This is a genomic window from Luteimonas composti (assembly GCF_042678665.1).
Classification (GTDB): Bacteria; Pseudomonadota; Gammaproteobacteria; order Xanthomonadales; family Xanthomonadaceae; genus Luteimonas; species Luteimonas composti.
Genome location: NZ_JBHTKU010000002.1, coordinates 377,549 through 394,734 on the forward strand (window position 1 = coordinate 377,549; position 17,186 = coordinate 394,734).

Below are 17,186 nucleotides of genomic sequence, written 5' to 3' on the forward strand. Positions count from 1 at the left end.
ACCTTCCCCGGGGCAGGTAACGCAGCGGTGGTGGCTGCGAGTCCGCCGCAGCCCCGATGACCCCGCTGCCCCGCCGCTAGAATGGGGCGCCGTGCGCAAGATCATCCACATCGACATGGACGCGTTCTACGCGTCGGTGGAACAACGCGACGATCCGTCGCTGCGCGGTCGCCCGGTGGTCGTGGCCTGGCGCGGCGCGCGCTCGGTGGTCTGCGCGGCCTCCTACGAGGCGCGAGGTTACGGGGTGCGCTCGGCGATGCCGGCGCTGCGCGCCGAGCGGCTGTGTCCGGAGGCGGTGTTCGTGCCGCCGGACTTCCCGCGCTACAAGGCGGTCTCGCGCCAGGTGCGGGCGATCTTCCTCGAGCACACCGACCTGGTCGAACCGCTGTCGCTGGACGAGGCCTATCTGGACGTCACCGCGCCGAAGATCGCATCCCCGAGCGCCACCGCCACCGCACAGGCGATCCGCGCCCGCATCCGCGAGGAAACCGCGCTGACCGCCTCGGCCGGCGTGGCCCCCAACAAGTTCATCGCCAAGATCGCCTCGGACTGGAACAAGCCCGACGGCCTGTTCGTGGTGCGCCCCGGCCAGGTCGACGGCTTCCTCACCCCGCTGCCGGTCGGTCGCATCCCGGGAGTCGGCAAGGTGATGCAGGCCAAACTCGAGGAACTGGGCGTGCGCACCGTGGGCGAGTTGCGCACCCTGCCGCTGGAGGCCCTGCAGGCGCGCTTCGGCAGCTTCGGGGCCTCGCTGTACCGGCGTGCCCGCGGCATCGACGAACGACCGGTGCAGCCCGACCAGCCGGTACAGTCGATCTCGGCCGAGGACACCTTCGCCCAGGACCTGCCGCTGCACGAACTGGCGCCGCACGTGCGCCGCATCGCGGAGAAGGCCTGGGCCGCGACGCGCAAGACGCCGCGCATCGGCCGCACCGTGGTGCTGAAGCTCAAGACCGCGCAGTTCCGCATCCTCACCCGCAGCCTCACCCCGGACGCGCCGCCGGGCTCGCAGGAGGAGTTCACTGCGACCGCGCTGTCGCTGCTGTCGCGCGTCGCCCTGCCCGGGTCGACGCGCTACCGGCTGGTGGGGGTGGGGCTGTCGAATTTCCAGGACCCGGAGGAGCTGGCCGTGCAGGCGCAGCTGTTCGCGCAGGCCCCCTGCGCCTGAGCGGGCGCGCGCGGGCCGATACACTGGGCGGCCGCGTTGCGATGGTTTTCCGATGACGTTTCCCTACCGCGCCGCCCTGTTCGACCTCGACGGGACCCTGATCGACAGCGCCGGCGGCATCGCCGAGGCGGTCAACCGCACCCTGCTCGACCTCGGCCATGCCGCCCAGGACGAGGCCACGGTGCGCGCCTGGATCGGCGATGGCGCGCGCCTGCTGCTGCGGCGCGCCCTGGACCATGCCGGGGCCATCCTGCCCGACGGCGATGGTTTCGAGTCGGCCTACGCGCTGCTGATGCGCCACTACGGCGATTCCCTGCCGCGCCAGGCGGTGGCCTACCCGGGCGTGGAACAGGCGCTGGAGCGCCTGCACGGGCGTGGCGTGCGAATCGCGCTGTGCACCAACAAACCGGCGCGGTTCATCGATCCGCTGCTCCACGCGCTGGGCTGGGAGGCGCGCTTCGAGGCGATCGTCGGCGGCGACACCCTGCCCGAACGCAAGCCCGACGCGCGGCCGCTGCTGCACATCGCCGAGGGATTCGGCCTGTCCGCGCGCGAATGCCTGATGGTGGGCGACTCGCACACCGATGCCGAGGCCGCGCGTGCGGCGACCATGCCGCTGGCCCTGGTGGACTACGGCTACCGCCGCGACTTCGATCTCGACAGCGCCGGCGCCTGGCGCGTGGTCGGCGACCTGCGCGAACTGCTGGCAGCAGCGCCCGCCGCCTGCTGACAACACCTCCACCCGGGACGGCGCTAGGCTCGAGGCGTGTCACCGGAGGAGATGCATGGGCACGATCCGACAGGGGGCCGCAGCCGAGCTGTGGCAATCGGCCATCCGTGAGGCCTGCCGCAACGGCTGGCCCGAACTCGACGAGGCGCAGGAGAGCTATCTGGTCTTCGTCCTGCTGCGCCACCAGCGCGACGCGCGCCTGCTGGCGCGCATCCAGGCGCTGGAATGGCTGGACGCGCAGCAGCAGGCCGGCAGCGCGCGCGCCGACGCACTACGCGACGTGGGCGACCGCTGCCTGCTGGTGGCCGGCCTGTTCCCGGCCCTGGCGAAGCGACGCCGGGTGAGCGTGGAGTACTTCGTCGACCTCGGGCGCGGCGCCTACCAGGGCGTGGCCGATGCCGGACGCGACGCCTACGCCGGGCTTTTTGCGCGCCTGGCGGAGACGTATCGCGACCTGGTTTCGGTGCTGCGCGGCGTGCGCGGCACCGCGGCGGCATCGGCGCTGCCGCCGGTGCAGGGCCTGTTGCACTGAAGAAAAGCGCGGACGCACCAGAGGCGTCCGCGCCTGCCGTGCGCGGCGAGCGGTCAGCGCACTGCCGGCCGCCAGCGCAGCGTCAGCTGGTACTCGCGGCCGGGCTGGTAGTACCAGGCCACGGTCTCGTATTCGCGGTCGAACACGTTGCTGGCGCGCGCGAGCAGGGTCCAGTCGCGGTGGAAGGCGTACTCCAGGCGCAGGTCGGTGGTGGCATGGCCGCCGAGGCGGACGCTGTTGGCGGCATCGTCGTAGCGCGCGCCGGCGCCGTTGACGGTGATGCCGGCGCGCAGCGGGCCGAATTCGCGGTCGAGCCCGATCCGGCCGGTATTGCGCGCGCGCCGCGCGAGCACCCGGTCGTGGTTGGCGCCGCCGCTGCGGTCGCGCGGATCCGCATGGCTGAGCTGCAGCGACACATCGATCCCGGCCAGCGTGGTATCGAAGCCGAACTCGGCCCCGCGGATGCGCGCCTGGTCGATATTGCTCCCCACCCCGAGGAAGTCCGGCGGCGGGTAGACGAACACAATCAGGTCGTCGATGCGGCTTTCGAACACGTCCAGCGACCAGCGGTGGCTGGCGGTGGCGCGCGACAGGCCGAGGTTGAGGCTGCGCGAGGTCTCCGGCTGCAGCCACGGGCTTTCCGAGCCGGGGTAGTAAAGATCGTTGAACGTGGGCGCCTTGAACCCGGTGGCCGCGTTGGCCGACAGGCGCAGGCCGCTGGCCAGCGTCGTGCCCCAGCCCAGGCTGCCGGTGAGGTGGTTGCCGAACTGCGCGTTGTCGTCGTTGCGCACGCTGGCCTGCAGCCGCTGCGCGCCGAGCTTGCCGTCGTAGCCGACGAAGACGCCGGTGTTGTCGCGCGCGTCGACGGTATAGGGCATGAGGCTGTCGACGCGGTCGCGCTGGTGGTCGATGCCGGTGGTGAGCAGGTGGCCGGCGCGCAACTCCAGGTCGGCCTGCAGGGAGGCGCTGTCGCGACGGGTGAGGAAGGCGCTGCGCAGTTCCTGGCCCTGGTAGTCGTCGGAGCGGTCCTGGTTGCGCCCCAGCGCCGCGCTGAGCTCAAGCCGGCCCTGGCGTGGGGCGTGGCGCAGGCGCAGGCCCGAGACCTGCTGGCGGACGCGGGAGCGGTTGGTCCAGGAACCGTCGAAGGCGTTCTCGCCATCGGCCTGCAGGAAACTGCCGTCGAGCTCCGTCGCCTCGCCCAGCTGCGCGCCGCCGCGCAGGCCGATCGACACGTTGCGGTAGCCGTCGTCGTCGGGTTCGTCGGCGAAACAGCCCTGGAACAGCGCGCCCGAGCCGCGGCAGGCATTGAAGCCATCGGTGGAATCGTAGGCGCCATGCACGCCCAGCCAGCCGCGCTCGCCGCGCAGGTCGAAGCCGGCGCTGGCCTCGCGCGCGCCGTGGCTGCCCGCGCCCACGGTGAACTGCGGCGACAGCCCGCGCGCCTGCGCGCGGCGCGTGAACACCTGCACCACGCCGCCGATCGCCTCGGAGCCGTACAGGCTCGACCGCGGGCCGCGGATGATCTCGATGCGCTCGATCTGCGCCAGCGGCAGGTCCTGGAACGCAGCCATGCCGGCGGTGGCGGAGTTCATCTTGATGCCGTCCACCAGCACCAGCACGTGGTCGGATTCGGCGCCGCGCAGGTACAGGCTGCTGAGCTTGCCGCGTCCGCCGGTGTTGCCCACGTCGACGCCGGCACGGCCGCGCAGCAGCTCGATCAGGTCGCGCGCCTGGCTGCGTTCGATCTGGTCGCGGTCGAGCACCTCGGCCGGCAGCAGGCTTTCGGCCAGCCGCACCTCGGTGCGGGTGCCGGTCACCAGCACCTCGTCGAGATCGGTGGCCTGCGGCGTCGCGACGGCAGGCGGGGACGCGGCCAGCACGGCGGCCACGGACAGGCGGATCAGGTTCGGGTTCGACATTTCAAGAAGCTCCATCGCGCGCCCCGCGCGCCTTGCTGGCGTGGAGTCGCGAGGGAGGGAGCAGGCGGACGGCACGCGGCGGCGTACGGCACGCCGCGACGCCCTCCGCATCGCAACCTGTGGACCCCGGGGCCGGTCTCCGGACTCGCGAGCCGAGGCCTAGGCCTCGACCGCCGCGCCTTCCCGTGCCGGAGCACAGTGGCGGATGCGGCGGTCGTACTCGCTTACCGTTGCGGGGGCAGTGCCGGAATGGCCGCGTCGCAAGCGACGCCGGCGTCACCGGCTTCCCGTTTCAGCCCTTGGACGAACGTCCGCGGGCCACCCTGGAGCAGGCGGCATTGTACGGGAGCGCGGGCAGGCGGGGGTGGACCGGTTGTCCAACCCGCGAAGCGTCAGTCGCGCTCGTCGCCCGTGGGCTCGTCGAGGAAGCCGAACGAGGCGGCCGGGCCTTCGTCCTGGTGGTGGGTGGTGGTGACCGGCGCCGCCGCCGGACGGCCGCGCGGGGCGGGCAGCTCGGCGGTGGCCGCTTCGACCGCGGCCACCAGTTCGGCGCGCCGCGCCTCGGGCACGTCCTGCCAGTGGCAGTCCTGCATCGCGCCTTCCAGCGCGTAGAGCATGTTCAGGCTGGGCTTGAAGCCGGCGCGCTTGACGCGCATGAAGGCGTCCACCGGCCCGGCGGCGATCAGGTCCTCGCTGGTTCGAAGGCCGACCTGGCGCAGCCAGGCGGCGGATTTCGGACCGATGTTGCGCATCTTCAACGGTGCATTCATGGCAGCGATTGGACGTAGATGCGGGCGATGGCTTCCAGCCCCTCCTGGTCCTGAACGTCGAAACGCGCCGGGTCCGGACTGTCCAGGTCGAACACGCCGACCAGCGCGCCGTCCTTCACCAGCGGCACCACCAGCTCCGAGCGGGACGCGGCGTCGCAGGCGATATGGCCGGGGAAGGCATGCACGTCCTCCACGCGCTGGGTCTGGCGGCTGCTGGCGGCCGCGCCGCAAACGCCCCGGTCCAGCGGGATCCGCACGCAGGCGGGCAGGCCCTGGAAGGGTCCGACCACCAGTTCGGTGCCGTCGAAGAAGTAGAAGCCCACCCAGTTAAGCCGCGGCAGTGCGTGGTAGACCAGCGCGGACAGGTTGGCGGCGTTGGCGATGCGGTCTGGTTCGCCGTGCAGCAGGGCACGCGCCTGTTCGGCGAGCTGGGCATACTGCTGCGGCTTGTCGCCGCTTACACTGGCTGCAGTGAACATCGGGGCAGTGTAGCAGCGCGCCCCGCGCGCTCCCGGAGGGTGGATGGACCAGATGCAGCAGCTCCCGCGCGATGCGGCCGGATTCCGGCTGCGCGGCGCGCAGGTCACGCGGCTGGAAACCTTCGTCGACGCGGCCTTCGCCTTCTCGATCACCCTGCTGGTGATCGTCACCAGCGACCTGCCGCAGACCGCCGCAGAACTGATCGACGCGCTGCGCAGGGTGCCCACCTTCATCGCCTGTTTCGCGGTGCTGATGATGTTCTGGGCCGCGCACAACCGCTGGAGCCGGCGGCTCGGGCTGGAAGACGCCACCGCCACCGTGCTCAGCCTGGCGCTGGTGCTGGCGGTGATGGTGTACGTGTATCCGCTGCGGATGGTGGCCTCGAGCTTCCTGTCGCTGCTCACCGGGGGCTGGCTGCCCAGCGAACTCGGTTTCGACCCCCGGCGCGCGATGCGCGACCTGCAGGCCACCTTCCTGGTCTACAGCCTCGGTTTCGGCATGCTGGCCTGGCTGCTGTGGCGGCTCAACGCGCATGCGTTGCAGCTGGCGGACGCGCTGGGCCTGGACGCCAACGAGCGCCACCTGCTGCGCACCGAGGTAGGCTCGCACGCGATCCTCGCCGGTGTGTCGCTGGCCGCCCTGGTGCTGGCACTGCTGCTGTACTGGCGCGATCCGGCGCTGCGGGGCCCGCTGCGCGTGCTGGCCGGACTGCCGATGTGGTGCTACGCCACGCTCGGGCTGTGGATGCCGTGGTACCACGTGCGGCGCGAACGCCAGCGGCTGGCGCTGCAACGGGACCGCCCGTGAGCACCGCCTGGTTCATCACCGGTACCGACACCGGCGTGGGCAAGACCTTCGCGTCGGTGGCCCTGCTGCACGCGCTGCGTGCGCGGGGCCTGCGCGCGGTCGGCATGAAGCCGGTCGCCAGCGGCTGCGAGCGCACGGCCGATGGCTGGCGCAACGAGGACGCGCTGGCGCTGCGGGCCGCGAGCGTGCCGCAACCCGACTATGCCGACGTCAATCCGTTCGCGCTGCCGGCCGCGACCGCGCCGCAGCTGGCGGCGTGCGATGCGGGGGTGGAGGTCGCGCTGCCGCCCCTGCTCGCGGCGTTCGCGCGGCTGGCCGCCAGCGCCGATGCGGTGGTGGTGGAGGGCGCCGGCGGCTGGCTGGCGCCGATGGGCGACGGCCTGGAACAGTCGGCGATGGCCCATGCCGTCGGAGGGCAGGTGCTCCTGGTGGTGGGGCTGCGCCTGGGCTGCCTGAGCCACGCGCGGCTGAGCGCGCGCGCGGTCCTGGAAGACGGCTGCCGGCTGGTCGGCTGGATCGGCAATCGCGTCGATCCGGACTTCGACCGCGTCGATGACTACCTGGGCCTGCTCGGGGCCGCCCTGCCGGCGCCCTGCCTGGGGGTGATCGGCCATGGCGTGTCCGCCGACGAGGCGGCGGCGTCGCTGCGGCTGCCCGGGATCGCGACCGGCTAGCGGCGCGCGCGGCCGGAAGGAGGTGGCCCGTTGCGGGCCACCTGCCTGGATTCATCCGTGCTGCGGCTGCGCCGCCACCGGAGCCTCGCCATCGTCGACCTGCTCATGTTCCAGGTCGTGCGAGTGGTCGCGCGCCAGGTACAGGTAGAAGGCCGGCAGCACGAACAGGGTGAACAGCGTGCCGATGGTCATGCCCGAGGCGATCACCGTGCCCATCGAGAAGCGCGAGGCGGCGCCAGGGCCCTTGGCGATCAGCAGCGGGATCATCGCGAACACCAGCGCGGCGGTGGTCATCAGCACCGGACGCAGGCGGATCGCGGTGGCTTCCTCGATCGCCTCGCGCTTGGACAGGCCCTGCTCCTGGAGCTTGTTGGCGAACTCCACGATCAGGATGCCGTGCTTGGAGATCACGCCCACCAGGGTCACCAGGCCCACCTGGGTGTAGATGTTGATGCTCATCCCCGGGAAGGCCTCGATGCCGGCGAAACCCAGGATGCCGCTGGCGATGGCCAGCACGTTGAGCACCAGCAGGGCGCCGCAGATCGCCATCGGCACGGTGAGCAGCATGATCAGCGCATCGCGGAAGCTTTCGAACTGCGCCGACAGCACCAGGAAGATCACCACCAGCGCCAGCGCCAGGGTGAGCAGCATCGCCGAGCCCTCCTGCTTGAACTGGCGCGATTCGCCGGCGTAGTCGACCGTGTAGCCCTGCGGCAGCACCTCGCGCGCAGCCTGGTCGAGGATCGCCAGCGCCTCGCCCTTGCTCACGCCTGGACGCGGGGCGAAGGTGATCGACACCGCGTTGAGCTGCTGGAAGCGCTTGAGCGACTGCGGCTGCGCGCTCTCGCGCAGCGTCACCAGGGTCGAGAGCGGGATCAGTTCGCCACCGCGGGTGCGGGTGTAGTAATTCTGCAGGTCCGCGGCGTTGAGCCGGTCACTGCGCTGCACCTGCGGGATCACCAGGTAGGAGCGGTTCTGCATCGCGAAGCGGTTGGTGTAGCCGCCCGAGAGCATCGCCGCCATGTCGGCCGCCAGCGTGCGCATGTCGATGCCGAGCGAGGCCGCCTTGTCGCGGTCGATCTGCACCTCGATGCGCGGCTTGTCGATCTTCAGGTCCTTGTCGAGGAAGATGAAGCGGCGGCTGGCCATCGCCCGCTCGAGGATCGCGTCGGCCAGCTCGCTCAGCTGCGCCAGCCCGCCCACGCCGCCGATGATGAACTCGCCGCCGCCGCCGTCGCCGCCGGCGCTGGGCAGGGACGGCGGGACCAGGGCGAAGGTGTTCAGGCCGGTGACCTCGCCGATCTTCGGCTGCAGTTCCTGCTCGAGCACCGCCTTGGTCGAACGGTCGCGTTCGCCCCAGGGCTTGAGCACGAAGCCGGCCATCGCCATCGGGCTGGCGCCACCGCCGCTGCCGCCGAAGCCGCCGTTGAACAGGAAGTAGTCCTGCACCTCGGGAATCGCCTGGGCGATGGCCGACATTTCCTCGGTATAGCTCTCCACGTAATCCAGCGTGGCGGTCGGATCGGCCTGCGAGATGGCGAAGATGAAGCCCTCGTCCTCCAGCGGCGCCGGCTCCTTGGGCGCGGTCATGTAGAGGAACACGCACGAGACCAGCACGATGCCGCCGAAGATCGCGATCACCGACCTGGTCTCCAGCGCGCCGTGCAGGCGCCGCTGGTAGCCGTTCTGGATCTTGTCGAAGCGCCGGTCCAGCCAGGCTTCCAGCCGGCCCTTGCTGCCCTCGCCGTGGGGCTTGAGGATCCTGGAGCTCATCATCGGCGTGAGCGTCAGCGCGATCACGCCCGACAGCAGCACGCTGCCCGCCAGGGTGAAGGCGAACTCGGTGAACAGGATGCCGGTCAGGCCGCCCTGGAAGCCGATCGGCAGGTACACGGCGACCAGGGTGGTGGTCATGGCCACCACCGGCCAGGCCAGCTCGCGCGCGCCCTTGATCGCCGCCGCGTAAGGCGTCATGCCTTCCTCGATGTGGCGGTGGATGTTCTCCAACACGATGATCGCGTCGTCCACCACGATGCCGATCGCCAGCACCATCGCCAGCAGCGTCAGCAGGTTGATGGTGAAGCCCATCAGCAGCATCAGGAACAGCGCGCCGACCAGGGACAGCGGCACCGTCACCGCCGGGATCAGCACGCTGCGCAGCGATCCCAGGAACAGGTAGATCACCACGATCACGATGATCACCGCCTCGACGATCGTGCTCACCACCTCGTTGATCGCGTCCTGGATCGCCTCGGTGCTGTCGTAGGGGATCGTGGCGATGATGCCCTCCGGCAGCTGCGGCACGATCTCGCCGTCCCACAGCTTGCGGACCTCGCCGATCACGTCCAGCGAGTTGGCGTCGGGCGAGACGAAGATGCCCATGAAGGTGGCCGCCTCGCCGTTGATCCGCACCGAGGTACCGTAGTTCTCCGACCCCAGCACCACGTCGGCCACGTCGCCCAGGCGCACGATCGCGCCGCCCTCCTCGCGGATCACCAGCTGGCGGAATTCCTCCGGGCTGCGCAGGTCGGTGCGCGCGGTCATGTCGATCGCGACCATCTGCCCCTTGGTCGAGCCCACGGCCGAGAGCACGTTGTTGGATTGCAGCGCATTGGAAACATCGCTGGCGGTGACCTGCAGCGCGGCCATGCGATCAGGTTTCAGCCATACGCGCATCGCAAACGTGCCGGCGCCGAGGATGTCGGCGCGCTGCACGCCGGCCACGGTGACCAGCTTGGGCTGGACCACGCGGGTGAGGTAGTCGGTGATCTGGTTGTTGTCGAGCGTCTCGCTGGCGAAGGACACGTACATGGCCGCGATCTGCTGGCCCTGCTGCAGGTCGATCACCGGGTCTTCCGACTCCGGCGGCAGCTGGCCGCGCATCTTGTTGACCTTGGCCGCGATCTGGGTGAGCGCCTCGTTGGGGTCCTGGTCCAGGCGGATGTAGGCCTGGATGGTGCTCACGCCCGCGGCGCTGGTGGAGGACAGATAGTCGATGCCCTCGGCGCTGGCGATCTCGCGCTCCAGCGGCGTGGTGATGAAGCCCTGGATCAGGTCGGCGTCGGCGCCGTAGTACACCGTGCTGACGTTCACCACCGCGTTGCGCAGTTCCGGGTACTGGCGCACGTTGAGTTCGGAGAACGCGCGCAGCCCGAAAATCAGGATGAACAGGCTGACGACCATCGCCAGCACCGGCTTGTTGATGAAGATGTCGGTGAATTTCATGGCTCGACTCCCCCTCCCCCGCATGCGGGGGAGGGCCGGGGTGGGGGCGCGGGGCTGCCGCCGTTATCGGTTCTGCGCCTGCGGCGCGGCTTCGGCGGTCGGCTGGATGTTGTTGTTGATCGTCACCTCGGCCTCGTTGCGCAGCTTGAGCAGGCCGCTGGTGGCGACCCGCTCGCCGGGCTTGAGCCCGTCGTTCACCGCGATCAGGTCGCCGCGGGTGGCGCCGGTGCGGATGAAGCGCTGGGTGACGACCAACTTGTTGCCGGTGAGCGCGTTGCCCTGCATGTCGGTCTCGCCTTCCTTGCGCGGCACCTCGCTGATCACGAACACCGCGTTGCCGTAGGGGTTGAAGGTGACCGCGGTCTGCGGGATCACCACCACCTCGCGCTCGCCGCCGAGCGAGAACGACACCCTGGCGAAGGCGCCCGGGCGCAGCGCGCCATCGGGGTTGGACAGGGTGGCCTGGGCGGTGAAGTTGCGCGTGGCCGGATCGATGCGCGGCTCCACCGCGGTGACCTCGCCCTCGAACGCCTTGCCCGGAAGCGCGTCGACGGTGGCGCGGATCGGCGTGCCCGGCTTGAGCATGTCCATGCGCTGCTCGGGCAGGCTGAAGTCCAGGTGGATCGGGTCGAGCTGCTGCAGGGTCACGATCGGATCGCCGGGCGAGACGAACTGGCCGAGGTTGACCCGGCGAATGCCCAGTTCGCCGCTGAAGGGCGCGCGGATGGTCTTCTGCGCGATCAGCGCGCGCTGCGCCTCGACCTGGGCGCGCGAACTCGCCGCCGCGGCCACGCGCTGCTGCACCTCGTCCAGCGAGACCAGGCGGTCCTTGCCCAGCTGCTGCCAGCGGTCGGCCTGCACGTCGGCCAGGCGCGCCGAGGTTTCCAGCGCCTTGAGCGTGGCCAGTTCGTTGTCGGTGTTCAGGCGCACCAGCACCGCGCCTGCCTGCACCGGCTGGCCCGGTTCGAACTCGATCGCGCGCACCACGCCGCCCGCCTCGGTGGTGACGTCGGTGCCGTTGACCGCGACGAAGGTGCCGACCGCCTCGCCGTCGTCGCTCCAGCGTTCGGTCCGGGCCTCGACCGCGCTCACCGCCGAGGCCGGCTGCGGCATGTTGTCGAAGAACTTGTTGGTCTGCGCACCGATCACAGCCTTGATGGCGAACACGCCGCCGAACACCAGCGCGGTGCCGAGCAGCATCAGGATCAGGCGCAGCGCGAACCGCGGCTTGCGCTTCTTGGGGGCGGTGGACATGGTGGAGTTTTCCGTGGAGAACATGGGAACGGGGAAACGGCTAGCGCGGCGGCCAGGGGCAGGGCACGTCGAATACGTCTCGGCACAGGCGCTCGATCGACCGGTCCAGTGCGTCGTCGTCGCCCGGGTCGAACAGGGGTTGCCAGCCGTAGCCGTTGAGCAGGTAGTGCAGGTGCCTGAACAGCAGTCGGTAGGGATCGCCGAGGGCGGGATCCAGCAGGCCCTGCTGCTGGGCCAGAGTATGCATGCCCAGGCACAGGATCCATGGGCCGATGGTCAGCCCCTCGTCGGTCACGGACAGCTGCGCCGGGAGGTCGCCGACGCCGCGCGCTTCGGCGGCGATCCCCTCGATCAGCGCGGCCAGGGGCTCGCAGGCCTGCAGTGCGCGGCTGCGGACCGGCTCGGAGGCCGCGCCCCAGACCACGTCGGTCCAGACGAACTGGGCCAGACGGAAATGCTCAGGCTGCTCGCGCAGCACGATCAGGTCGGCCAGGGCCAGGGCGACGATGCGGTCGCGGGTGGGGCCGGCCCAGCGCGCGGCGCGTTCGAACAGTTCTACCCGGTCGAGGCAGTTGCGCGTGGCCAGCGCGACGAGCAGGTCTTCCTTGCTCGAGAAGTGCCGGTACAGCGTCCCGATCGCGTACTCGCATTCCTCCGCGATCCGCGACATCTGCAGGTTGAGCAGCCCGTCGCGCTGGATCAGCGCCTGCGCGGTGTCCAGGAACAGCGCCTCGCGCTGCGCGAACTCGCGCTGGCGGCGGTCGGTGGTGGCCATGCGGGGGCGTGGAGGCTGCGTGAAGACGCATTGTGAACCGGATTCATTCCGTGATCCAGTCTTCCCGGAGTGTCCTCCATGGAGCCATGGGCAGCGCCGGATCCCGCGCCGGTGTCACCGTCCGCAAACCTGACCTATGGCAGGGTTCCGTTCATCCTGCGCTCTCGTATACTGTCGAGTTCAGAAATTACGTCGCCCCCTCCTGCTCCGCGCAGGCCAGCCAGGTCCCTCCCGATGCGCTTCCGTTCCGCAGCTGCCCTCCCGCTCGTTCTTTCCCTGTGCCTGCTCGCCGCCTGCGGCGGGGAAGAGGCCCCCGCCCAGCCGCCGCCGCCCGAGGTGGGCGTGGTCCAGGCGCGCGCCGCCGACCTGCCGCTGACCCGCGAGATCGGTGGCCGCCTGGCCGGCTTCCGCAGCGCCGACGTGCGCGCGCGCGTGCCCGGCGTGTTGCAGAAGCGCGTGTACGAGGAAGGCAGCGACGTGCGCGAAGGCGACGTGCTGTTCCTGATCGACCCGGCGCCGCTGCAGGCTGCGCTGGGCACCGCCCAGGCATCGCTGGCGCAGGCCCAGGCCAACTACGCCAATGCCAAGGCCAATGCCGATCGCGCCCGCCAGCTGGCGCCGACCGACTTCATCTCCCGCGCCGACCTGGACAACGCGCTGGCCGCCGAGCGCAGCGCCGCCGCCGCGGTGCAGGCGGGAAAGGCCGCGGTCGAGAGCGCGCGCATCAACCTCGGCTACGCCACCGTGCGCGCGCCCATCAGCGGCCGCGCCGGCAAGCAGCAGGTCACCGAGGGCGCGCTGGTCGGGCAGGGCACCGCCACGCTGTTGACCACGGTCGACCAGGTCGATCCGCTGTATGCGAACTTCTCGATCGGGGTGGGCGAGCTGGAGCAGATCCGCCGCGCCCGCGCCGCCGCGCAGGGGCAGGAGGCGACGGTCGAGGTCGTCCTGGCCGACGGCAGCGTGTACGAGCATGCCGGCACCCTGGACTTCTCCGGCGACATCGTCGATCCGGCCACCGGCGCGATCTCCATGCGTGCGCTGATTCCCAACCCCGACGGCCGCCTGCTGCCGGGCACCTACGTGACCCTGCGCGCGCGCCTGGGCCAGCTGCAGGGCGTGTTCGCCATTCCGCAGGCGGCAGTGCAGCGCGACGCCAAGAGCGCCTACGTGATGGTGGTGGGCGGCGACGGCAGCGTGATGCGCCGCGATGTCAGCCTGGAGCGTGCCGAAGCCGGCAACTGGATCGTCAGCGCCGGCCTGCAGGATGGCGAGCAGGTGATCGTCTCGGGCCTGCAGAAGGTCCAGGAAGGCGCGCCGGCCAAGGCCGTGCCGTGGTCGCCGGCCGCTCCGGCGGGCGCGGGCGGCAATGCCGCCGCCGGCCAGCAGGCGCCGGCCGCGCAGCCCGGAGGCGAGGGTCAGCAGGCGCCGCAGGCCCAGCCGGGCGGCGAAGGCCAGCAGGCCCAGCCCGCCGGCGAGGCGCCGCAACAGCAGCCGCAGCCCGATGCGGCGCCAGAGCCTGCCGCGACCGACTCCGAAGGCTGATCCTCCATGTCACGTTTCTTCATCCACCACCCGGTCTTCGCCTGGGTCATCGCGATCCTGATCTCGCTTTCGGGCGTGATCGCCGTGCTCAACATGGGCGTGGAGTCGTACCCCAACGTCGCCCCGCCGCAGGTGACCGTGGGCGCCACCTATCCCGGCGCCGATGCGCAGACCGCGGAGCAGGCGGTCACCCAGGTCATCGAGCAGCAGCTCACCGGCATCGACAACCTGCTCTACTTCAGCTCGACCTCGAGCTCCTCCGGCCGCGTGTCGATCACCCTGACCTTCGAGACCGGCACCGACCCGGACATCGCCCAGGTGCAGGTGCAGAACAAGGTCTCGCTGGCCACGCCGCGCCTGCCCACCGAGGTGACGCAGCAGGGCGTCGTGGTGGCCAAGGCCAACAGCGGCTTCCTCATGGTGGTGGGCCTGCGCTCCAGCGATCCGGACATGGACCGCAACGCGCTCAACGACCTGATCGCCTCGCGCATCCTCGAGCCGCTGGCGCGCGTGCCCGGCGTGGGCAACACCCAGCACTTCGGCTCCGAGTACGCCATGAACATCTGGCTCGACCCGGGCAAGCTGCAGGGCTACGGCATGTCGGCCAGCCAGGTACTGGCGGCGGTGCGCGCGCAGAACGCGCAGTTCGCCGCCGGTTCGATCGGCTCCGACCCCGCGCCGCAGGGCCAGGGTTTCACCGCCACGGTCGCCGCCGAAGGGCGCTTCAGTTCGCCTGAAGAGTTCCGCGACATCATCCTGCGCTCGGACGCGGACGGCGCGATCGTGCGCCTGCGCGACGTGGCACGGGTCGAGGTGGGTGCGCAGGGCTACGGCTTCGATGCGCAGTTCGACGGCCAGCCGACCGGCGCGGTCGCGATCATGCTGCAGCCCGGCGCCAATGCGCTGGGCGTGGCCGAGGCGGTCACCGCGCGCATGGACGAGCTGCAGGCCTCGTTCCCGCCGGGCGTGGAATGGTTCTCGCCGTTCGACAGCACGACCTTCGTGCGCCTGTCGATCAACGAGGTGGTGAAGACCCTGATCGAAGCCATGATCCTGGTGTTCCTGGTGATGCTGCTGTTCCTGCAGAACATCCGCGCCACGATCATCCCCACCCTGGTGATTCCGGTGGCGCTGCTGGGCACCTTCCTGGCGCTCAACCTGATCGGCTTCACCGTCAACCAGCTCACCATGTTCGCGATGGTGCTGGCGATCGGCATCGTGGTCGACGACGCGATCGTGGTGATCGAGAACGTCGAACGCATCATGGCCGAAGAACATCTGCCGCCGGTGGAGGCCACCGAGAAGGCGATGGACCAGATCACCGGCGCGGTGGTGGCGATCACCGTGGTGCTCGCGGCGGTGTTCATCCCCAGCGCGCTGCAGGGCGGCGCCTCGGGCGAGATCTACAAACAGTTCGCGATCACGATTGCCGTCGCGATGGGCTTTTCCGCGTTCCTCGCGCTGGGCTTCACCCCGGCGCTGTGCGCGACCTTCCTCAAGCAGCACGCGGCGCCGGGCGAGAAGAAGGAAAACCGCTTCGTGCGCGGCTTCAACCGGCTCTACGACCGGGTGAGCCACACCTACGTGGGCCACATCGGCAGCGCCGTGCGCCACACGCCGCGCTGGATGGTGGTGTTCGTGGTGCTGGCGGTGGCCTGCGGCGTGCTGCTCACGCGCCTGCCGGGCAGCTTCGTGCCCGAGGAAGACCAGGGCTACGCCATGGCCATCGTGCAGCTGCCCGCCGGGGCGACGCTGCAGCGCACGCAGAAGGTGTTCGAACAGGTCCGTGGCACGCTCGAAGGCCTGGACGGCTACGAGAGCATGATGCAGATCGCCGGCTTCAGCTTCGTGGGCCAGGGCGAGAACGTCGGCATGGCCTTCATCAAGCTCAAGGACTGGGACGAGCGCGACATCACGGTGCCCGAGTTCATCCAGCAGGCCAATGGCGCGCTGTACGGCATCCGCGACGCCTCGATCTTCGTGGTCAACCTGCCCACGATCCAGGGCCTGGGCCAGTTCGGCGGCTTCGACATGTACCTGCAGGACCGCGCGGGACTGGGCCGGCAGGCGCTCGCCCAGGCCCAGGGCACCCTGCTGGGCGCGGCCGCGCAGCGGCCCGACGTGCTGGCCGCGGTGCGTCCCAACACCCTGGCCGACGCACCGCAGCTGCAGCTTGAGGTGGATCGCGCGCAGGCCGAGGCCATGGGGCTGTCGACCGGCGATGTGTACAACGCGATCCAGCTGATGCTGGCGCCGGTGTACGTCAACGACTACTTCTCCAACGGCCGCATCAAGCGCGTGATCATGCGCGCCGACGCGCCCTACCGCACCGGGCCGGATGCGTTCTCGCGCTTCTTCACTCCGTCCAGCGAGGTGATGGCCGATGGCACGCCGGCGATGATCCCGCTGAGCAACGTGGTGCGCTCGGAGTGGGCGATGAACACGCCCTCGCTCACGCGCTACAACGGCTACTCGGCGGTGAACATCAACGGTTCACCGGCGCCGGGCCGCAGTTCGGGCGAGGCGATGCGGGCGATGGAGGAGATCGTGGCCGAGCAGCTGCCCGCCGGCATCGGCTTCGACTGGACCGGCATGTCCTACCAGGAAATCATCGCCGGCAATACCGCCACGCTGCTGCTGGTGCTGTCGGTGCTGGTGGTGTTCCTGTGCCTGGCGGCGCTCTACGAGAGCTGGTCGATCCCGGTCTCGGTTTTGCTGGTGGTGCCGCTGGGCATCCTCGGCGCGGTGGTGTTCACGATGATGCGCGGGCTGTCGAACGACATCTTCTTCAAGATCGGCCTGGTGACGGTGATCGGCCTGGCGGCGAAGAACGCGATCCTGATCGTGGAGTTCGCGGTGCTCGAGCGCGCCGCCGGCAAGACCCTGCGCGAGGCGACCATCGAGGCCGCGCGCCTGCGCTTCCGCCCGATCCTGATGACCTCGCTGGCCTTCATCATGGGCGTGGTGCCGATGGCGATCTCCACCGGCGCCGGCGCCAACGCGCGCCATGCGATCGGCACCGGCGTGATCGGCGGCATGCTGTTCGCCACTTTCCTGGGCCTGCTGCTGATCCCGGTGTTCTTCGTCGCCGTGCGGCGCATGCTGGGCGACAGGATGGACGAGCCGCTGCCCGGAAAGCAGCTGCCGCCAACCCACGGCTGATGGTTCCGGCTTGTGATACAGACCCGCCCCTGGCGACAGGGGCGGGCTTTTTGTCTCCGCAGACCGCGGCGACCTGCCTGTGGGAGCGACCTTGGTCGCGAATGTCTTCGCGAGCGAGCGCACCCTGGATTGTAGTGACGCCCCC

General features: G+C 70.4%; 13 protein-coding genes and 1 riboswitch. Of the genes, 7 read left to right on the forward strand and 6 right to left on the reverse strand.

Features of this window, described 5'->3' with window-relative positions:
- Window positions 1-91 precede the first annotated feature (91 nt).
- From dinB to ACFQ2D_RS06350, 3 genes are read left to right on the forward strand one after another with little or no spacing between them, the layout of a single operon-like run.
- Entirely contained in the window at window positions 92-1,168 is a 1,077-nt protein-coding gene (gene dinB, locus ACFQ2D_RS06340) for a DNA polymerase IV (protein WP_280942996.1), read from the forward strand.
- Between the two features lie 52 nt (window positions 1,169-1,220).
- Window positions 1,221-1,898, forward strand: coding sequence for a phosphoglycolate phosphatase (gene gph, locus ACFQ2D_RS06345; RefSeq protein WP_280942997.1), 678 nt, complete (start codon window positions 1,221-1,223; stop codon window positions 1,896-1,898).
- A 55-nt stretch (window positions 1,899-1,953) separates the two neighbouring features.
- Window positions 1,954-2,430 (forward strand): hypothetical protein, encoded by a 477-nt coding sequence (locus ACFQ2D_RS06350; RefSeq protein ID WP_280942998.1) that lies wholly within the window; start codon window positions 1,954-1,956, stop codon window positions 2,428-2,430.
- A gap of 53 nt (window positions 2,431-2,483) precedes the next feature.
- Here ACFQ2D_RS06350 and ACFQ2D_RS06355 read toward each other — a convergent pair whose 3' ends face one another.
- From ACFQ2D_RS06355 to ACFQ2D_RS06365, 3 genes are all read right to left on the reverse strand, one after another.
- The gene (locus ACFQ2D_RS06355; RefSeq protein ID WP_280942999.1) at window positions 2,484-4,349 is read right to left on the reverse strand and encodes a TonB-dependent receptor domain-containing protein; all 1,866 of its coding nucleotides are present in this window, start codon (window positions 4,347-4,349) and stop codon (window positions 2,484-2,486) included.
- Between the two features lie 113 nt (window positions 4,350-4,462).
- A riboswitch (cobalamin riboswitch) is annotated at window positions 4,463-4,690 on the reverse strand.
- A 51-nt stretch (window positions 4,691-4,741) separates the two neighbouring features.
- A complete protein-coding gene (locus ACFQ2D_RS06360) occupies window positions 4,742-5,119 on the reverse strand; it encodes a TfoX/Sxy family protein (protein WP_280943000.1) in 378 nt (125 codons plus the stop codon).
- Window positions 5,116-5,598 (reverse strand): GAF domain-containing protein, encoded by a 483-nt coding sequence (locus tag ACFQ2D_RS06365; protein ID WP_280943001.1) that lies wholly within the window; start codon window positions 5,596-5,598, stop codon window positions 5,116-5,118. Before ACFQ2D_RS06365 ends, ACFQ2D_RS06360 begins: the two co-directional genes overlap by 4 nt.
- 43 nt (window positions 5,599-5,641) lie before the next feature.
- Between ACFQ2D_RS06365 and ACFQ2D_RS06370 the strand changes: the two genes are divergently transcribed.
- Window positions 5,642-6,406, forward strand: coding sequence for a TMEM175 family protein (locus tag ACFQ2D_RS06370; protein WP_386795567.1), 765 nt, complete (start codon window positions 5,642-5,644; stop codon window positions 6,404-6,406).
- On the forward strand, window positions 6,403-7,080 hold the full coding sequence (gene bioD / locus ACFQ2D_RS06375; RefSeq protein WP_280943003.1) for a dethiobiotin synthase: 678 nt from the start codon (window positions 6,403-6,405) through the stop codon (window positions 7,078-7,080). Before ACFQ2D_RS06370 ends, bioD begins: the two co-directional genes overlap by 4 nt.
- 51 nt (window positions 7,081-7,131) lie before the next feature.
- On the opposite strand, the gene ACFQ2D_RS06380 is transcribed toward bioD, so the two are convergent.
- The 3 genes from ACFQ2D_RS06380 to ACFQ2D_RS06390 form a co-directional block, all read right to left on the reverse strand.
- Window positions 7,132-10,305, reverse strand: coding sequence for an efflux RND transporter permease subunit (locus tag ACFQ2D_RS06380; protein ID WP_280943004.1), 3,174 nt, complete (start codon window positions 10,303-10,305; stop codon window positions 7,132-7,134).
- Window positions 10,306-10,368: 63 nt separating this feature from the next.
- Window positions 10,369-11,559 carry an efflux RND transporter periplasmic adaptor subunit gene (locus tag ACFQ2D_RS06385; protein WP_280943005.1) on the reverse strand — a complete coding sequence of 397 codons (1,191 nt, stop codon included), beginning with the start codon at window positions 11,557-11,559 and terminating at the stop codon, window positions 10,369-10,371.
- Window positions 11,560-11,599: 40 nt separating this feature from the next.
- Window positions 11,600-12,334: a TetR/AcrR family transcriptional regulator gene (locus ACFQ2D_RS06390; protein WP_280943006.1), complete on the reverse strand. Its 735-nt coding sequence runs from the start codon at window positions 12,332-12,334 to the stop codon at window positions 11,600-11,602.
- 234 nt (window positions 12,335-12,568) lie between these two features.
- On the opposite strand from ACFQ2D_RS06390, the gene ACFQ2D_RS06395 reads away from it, so the two are divergent.
- Window positions 12,569-13,879 (forward strand): efflux RND transporter periplasmic adaptor subunit, encoded by a 1,311-nt coding sequence (locus ACFQ2D_RS06395; protein WP_280943007.1) that lies wholly within the window; start codon window positions 12,569-12,571, stop codon window positions 13,877-13,879.
- A 6-nt stretch (window positions 13,880-13,885) separates the two neighbouring features.
- The gene (locus ACFQ2D_RS06400; RefSeq protein ID WP_280943008.1) at window positions 13,886-17,041 is read left to right on the forward strand and encodes a multidrug efflux RND transporter permease subunit; all 3,156 of its coding nucleotides are present in this window, start codon (window positions 13,886-13,888) and stop codon (window positions 17,039-17,041) included.
- Window positions 17,042-17,186 lie beyond the last annotated feature (145 nt).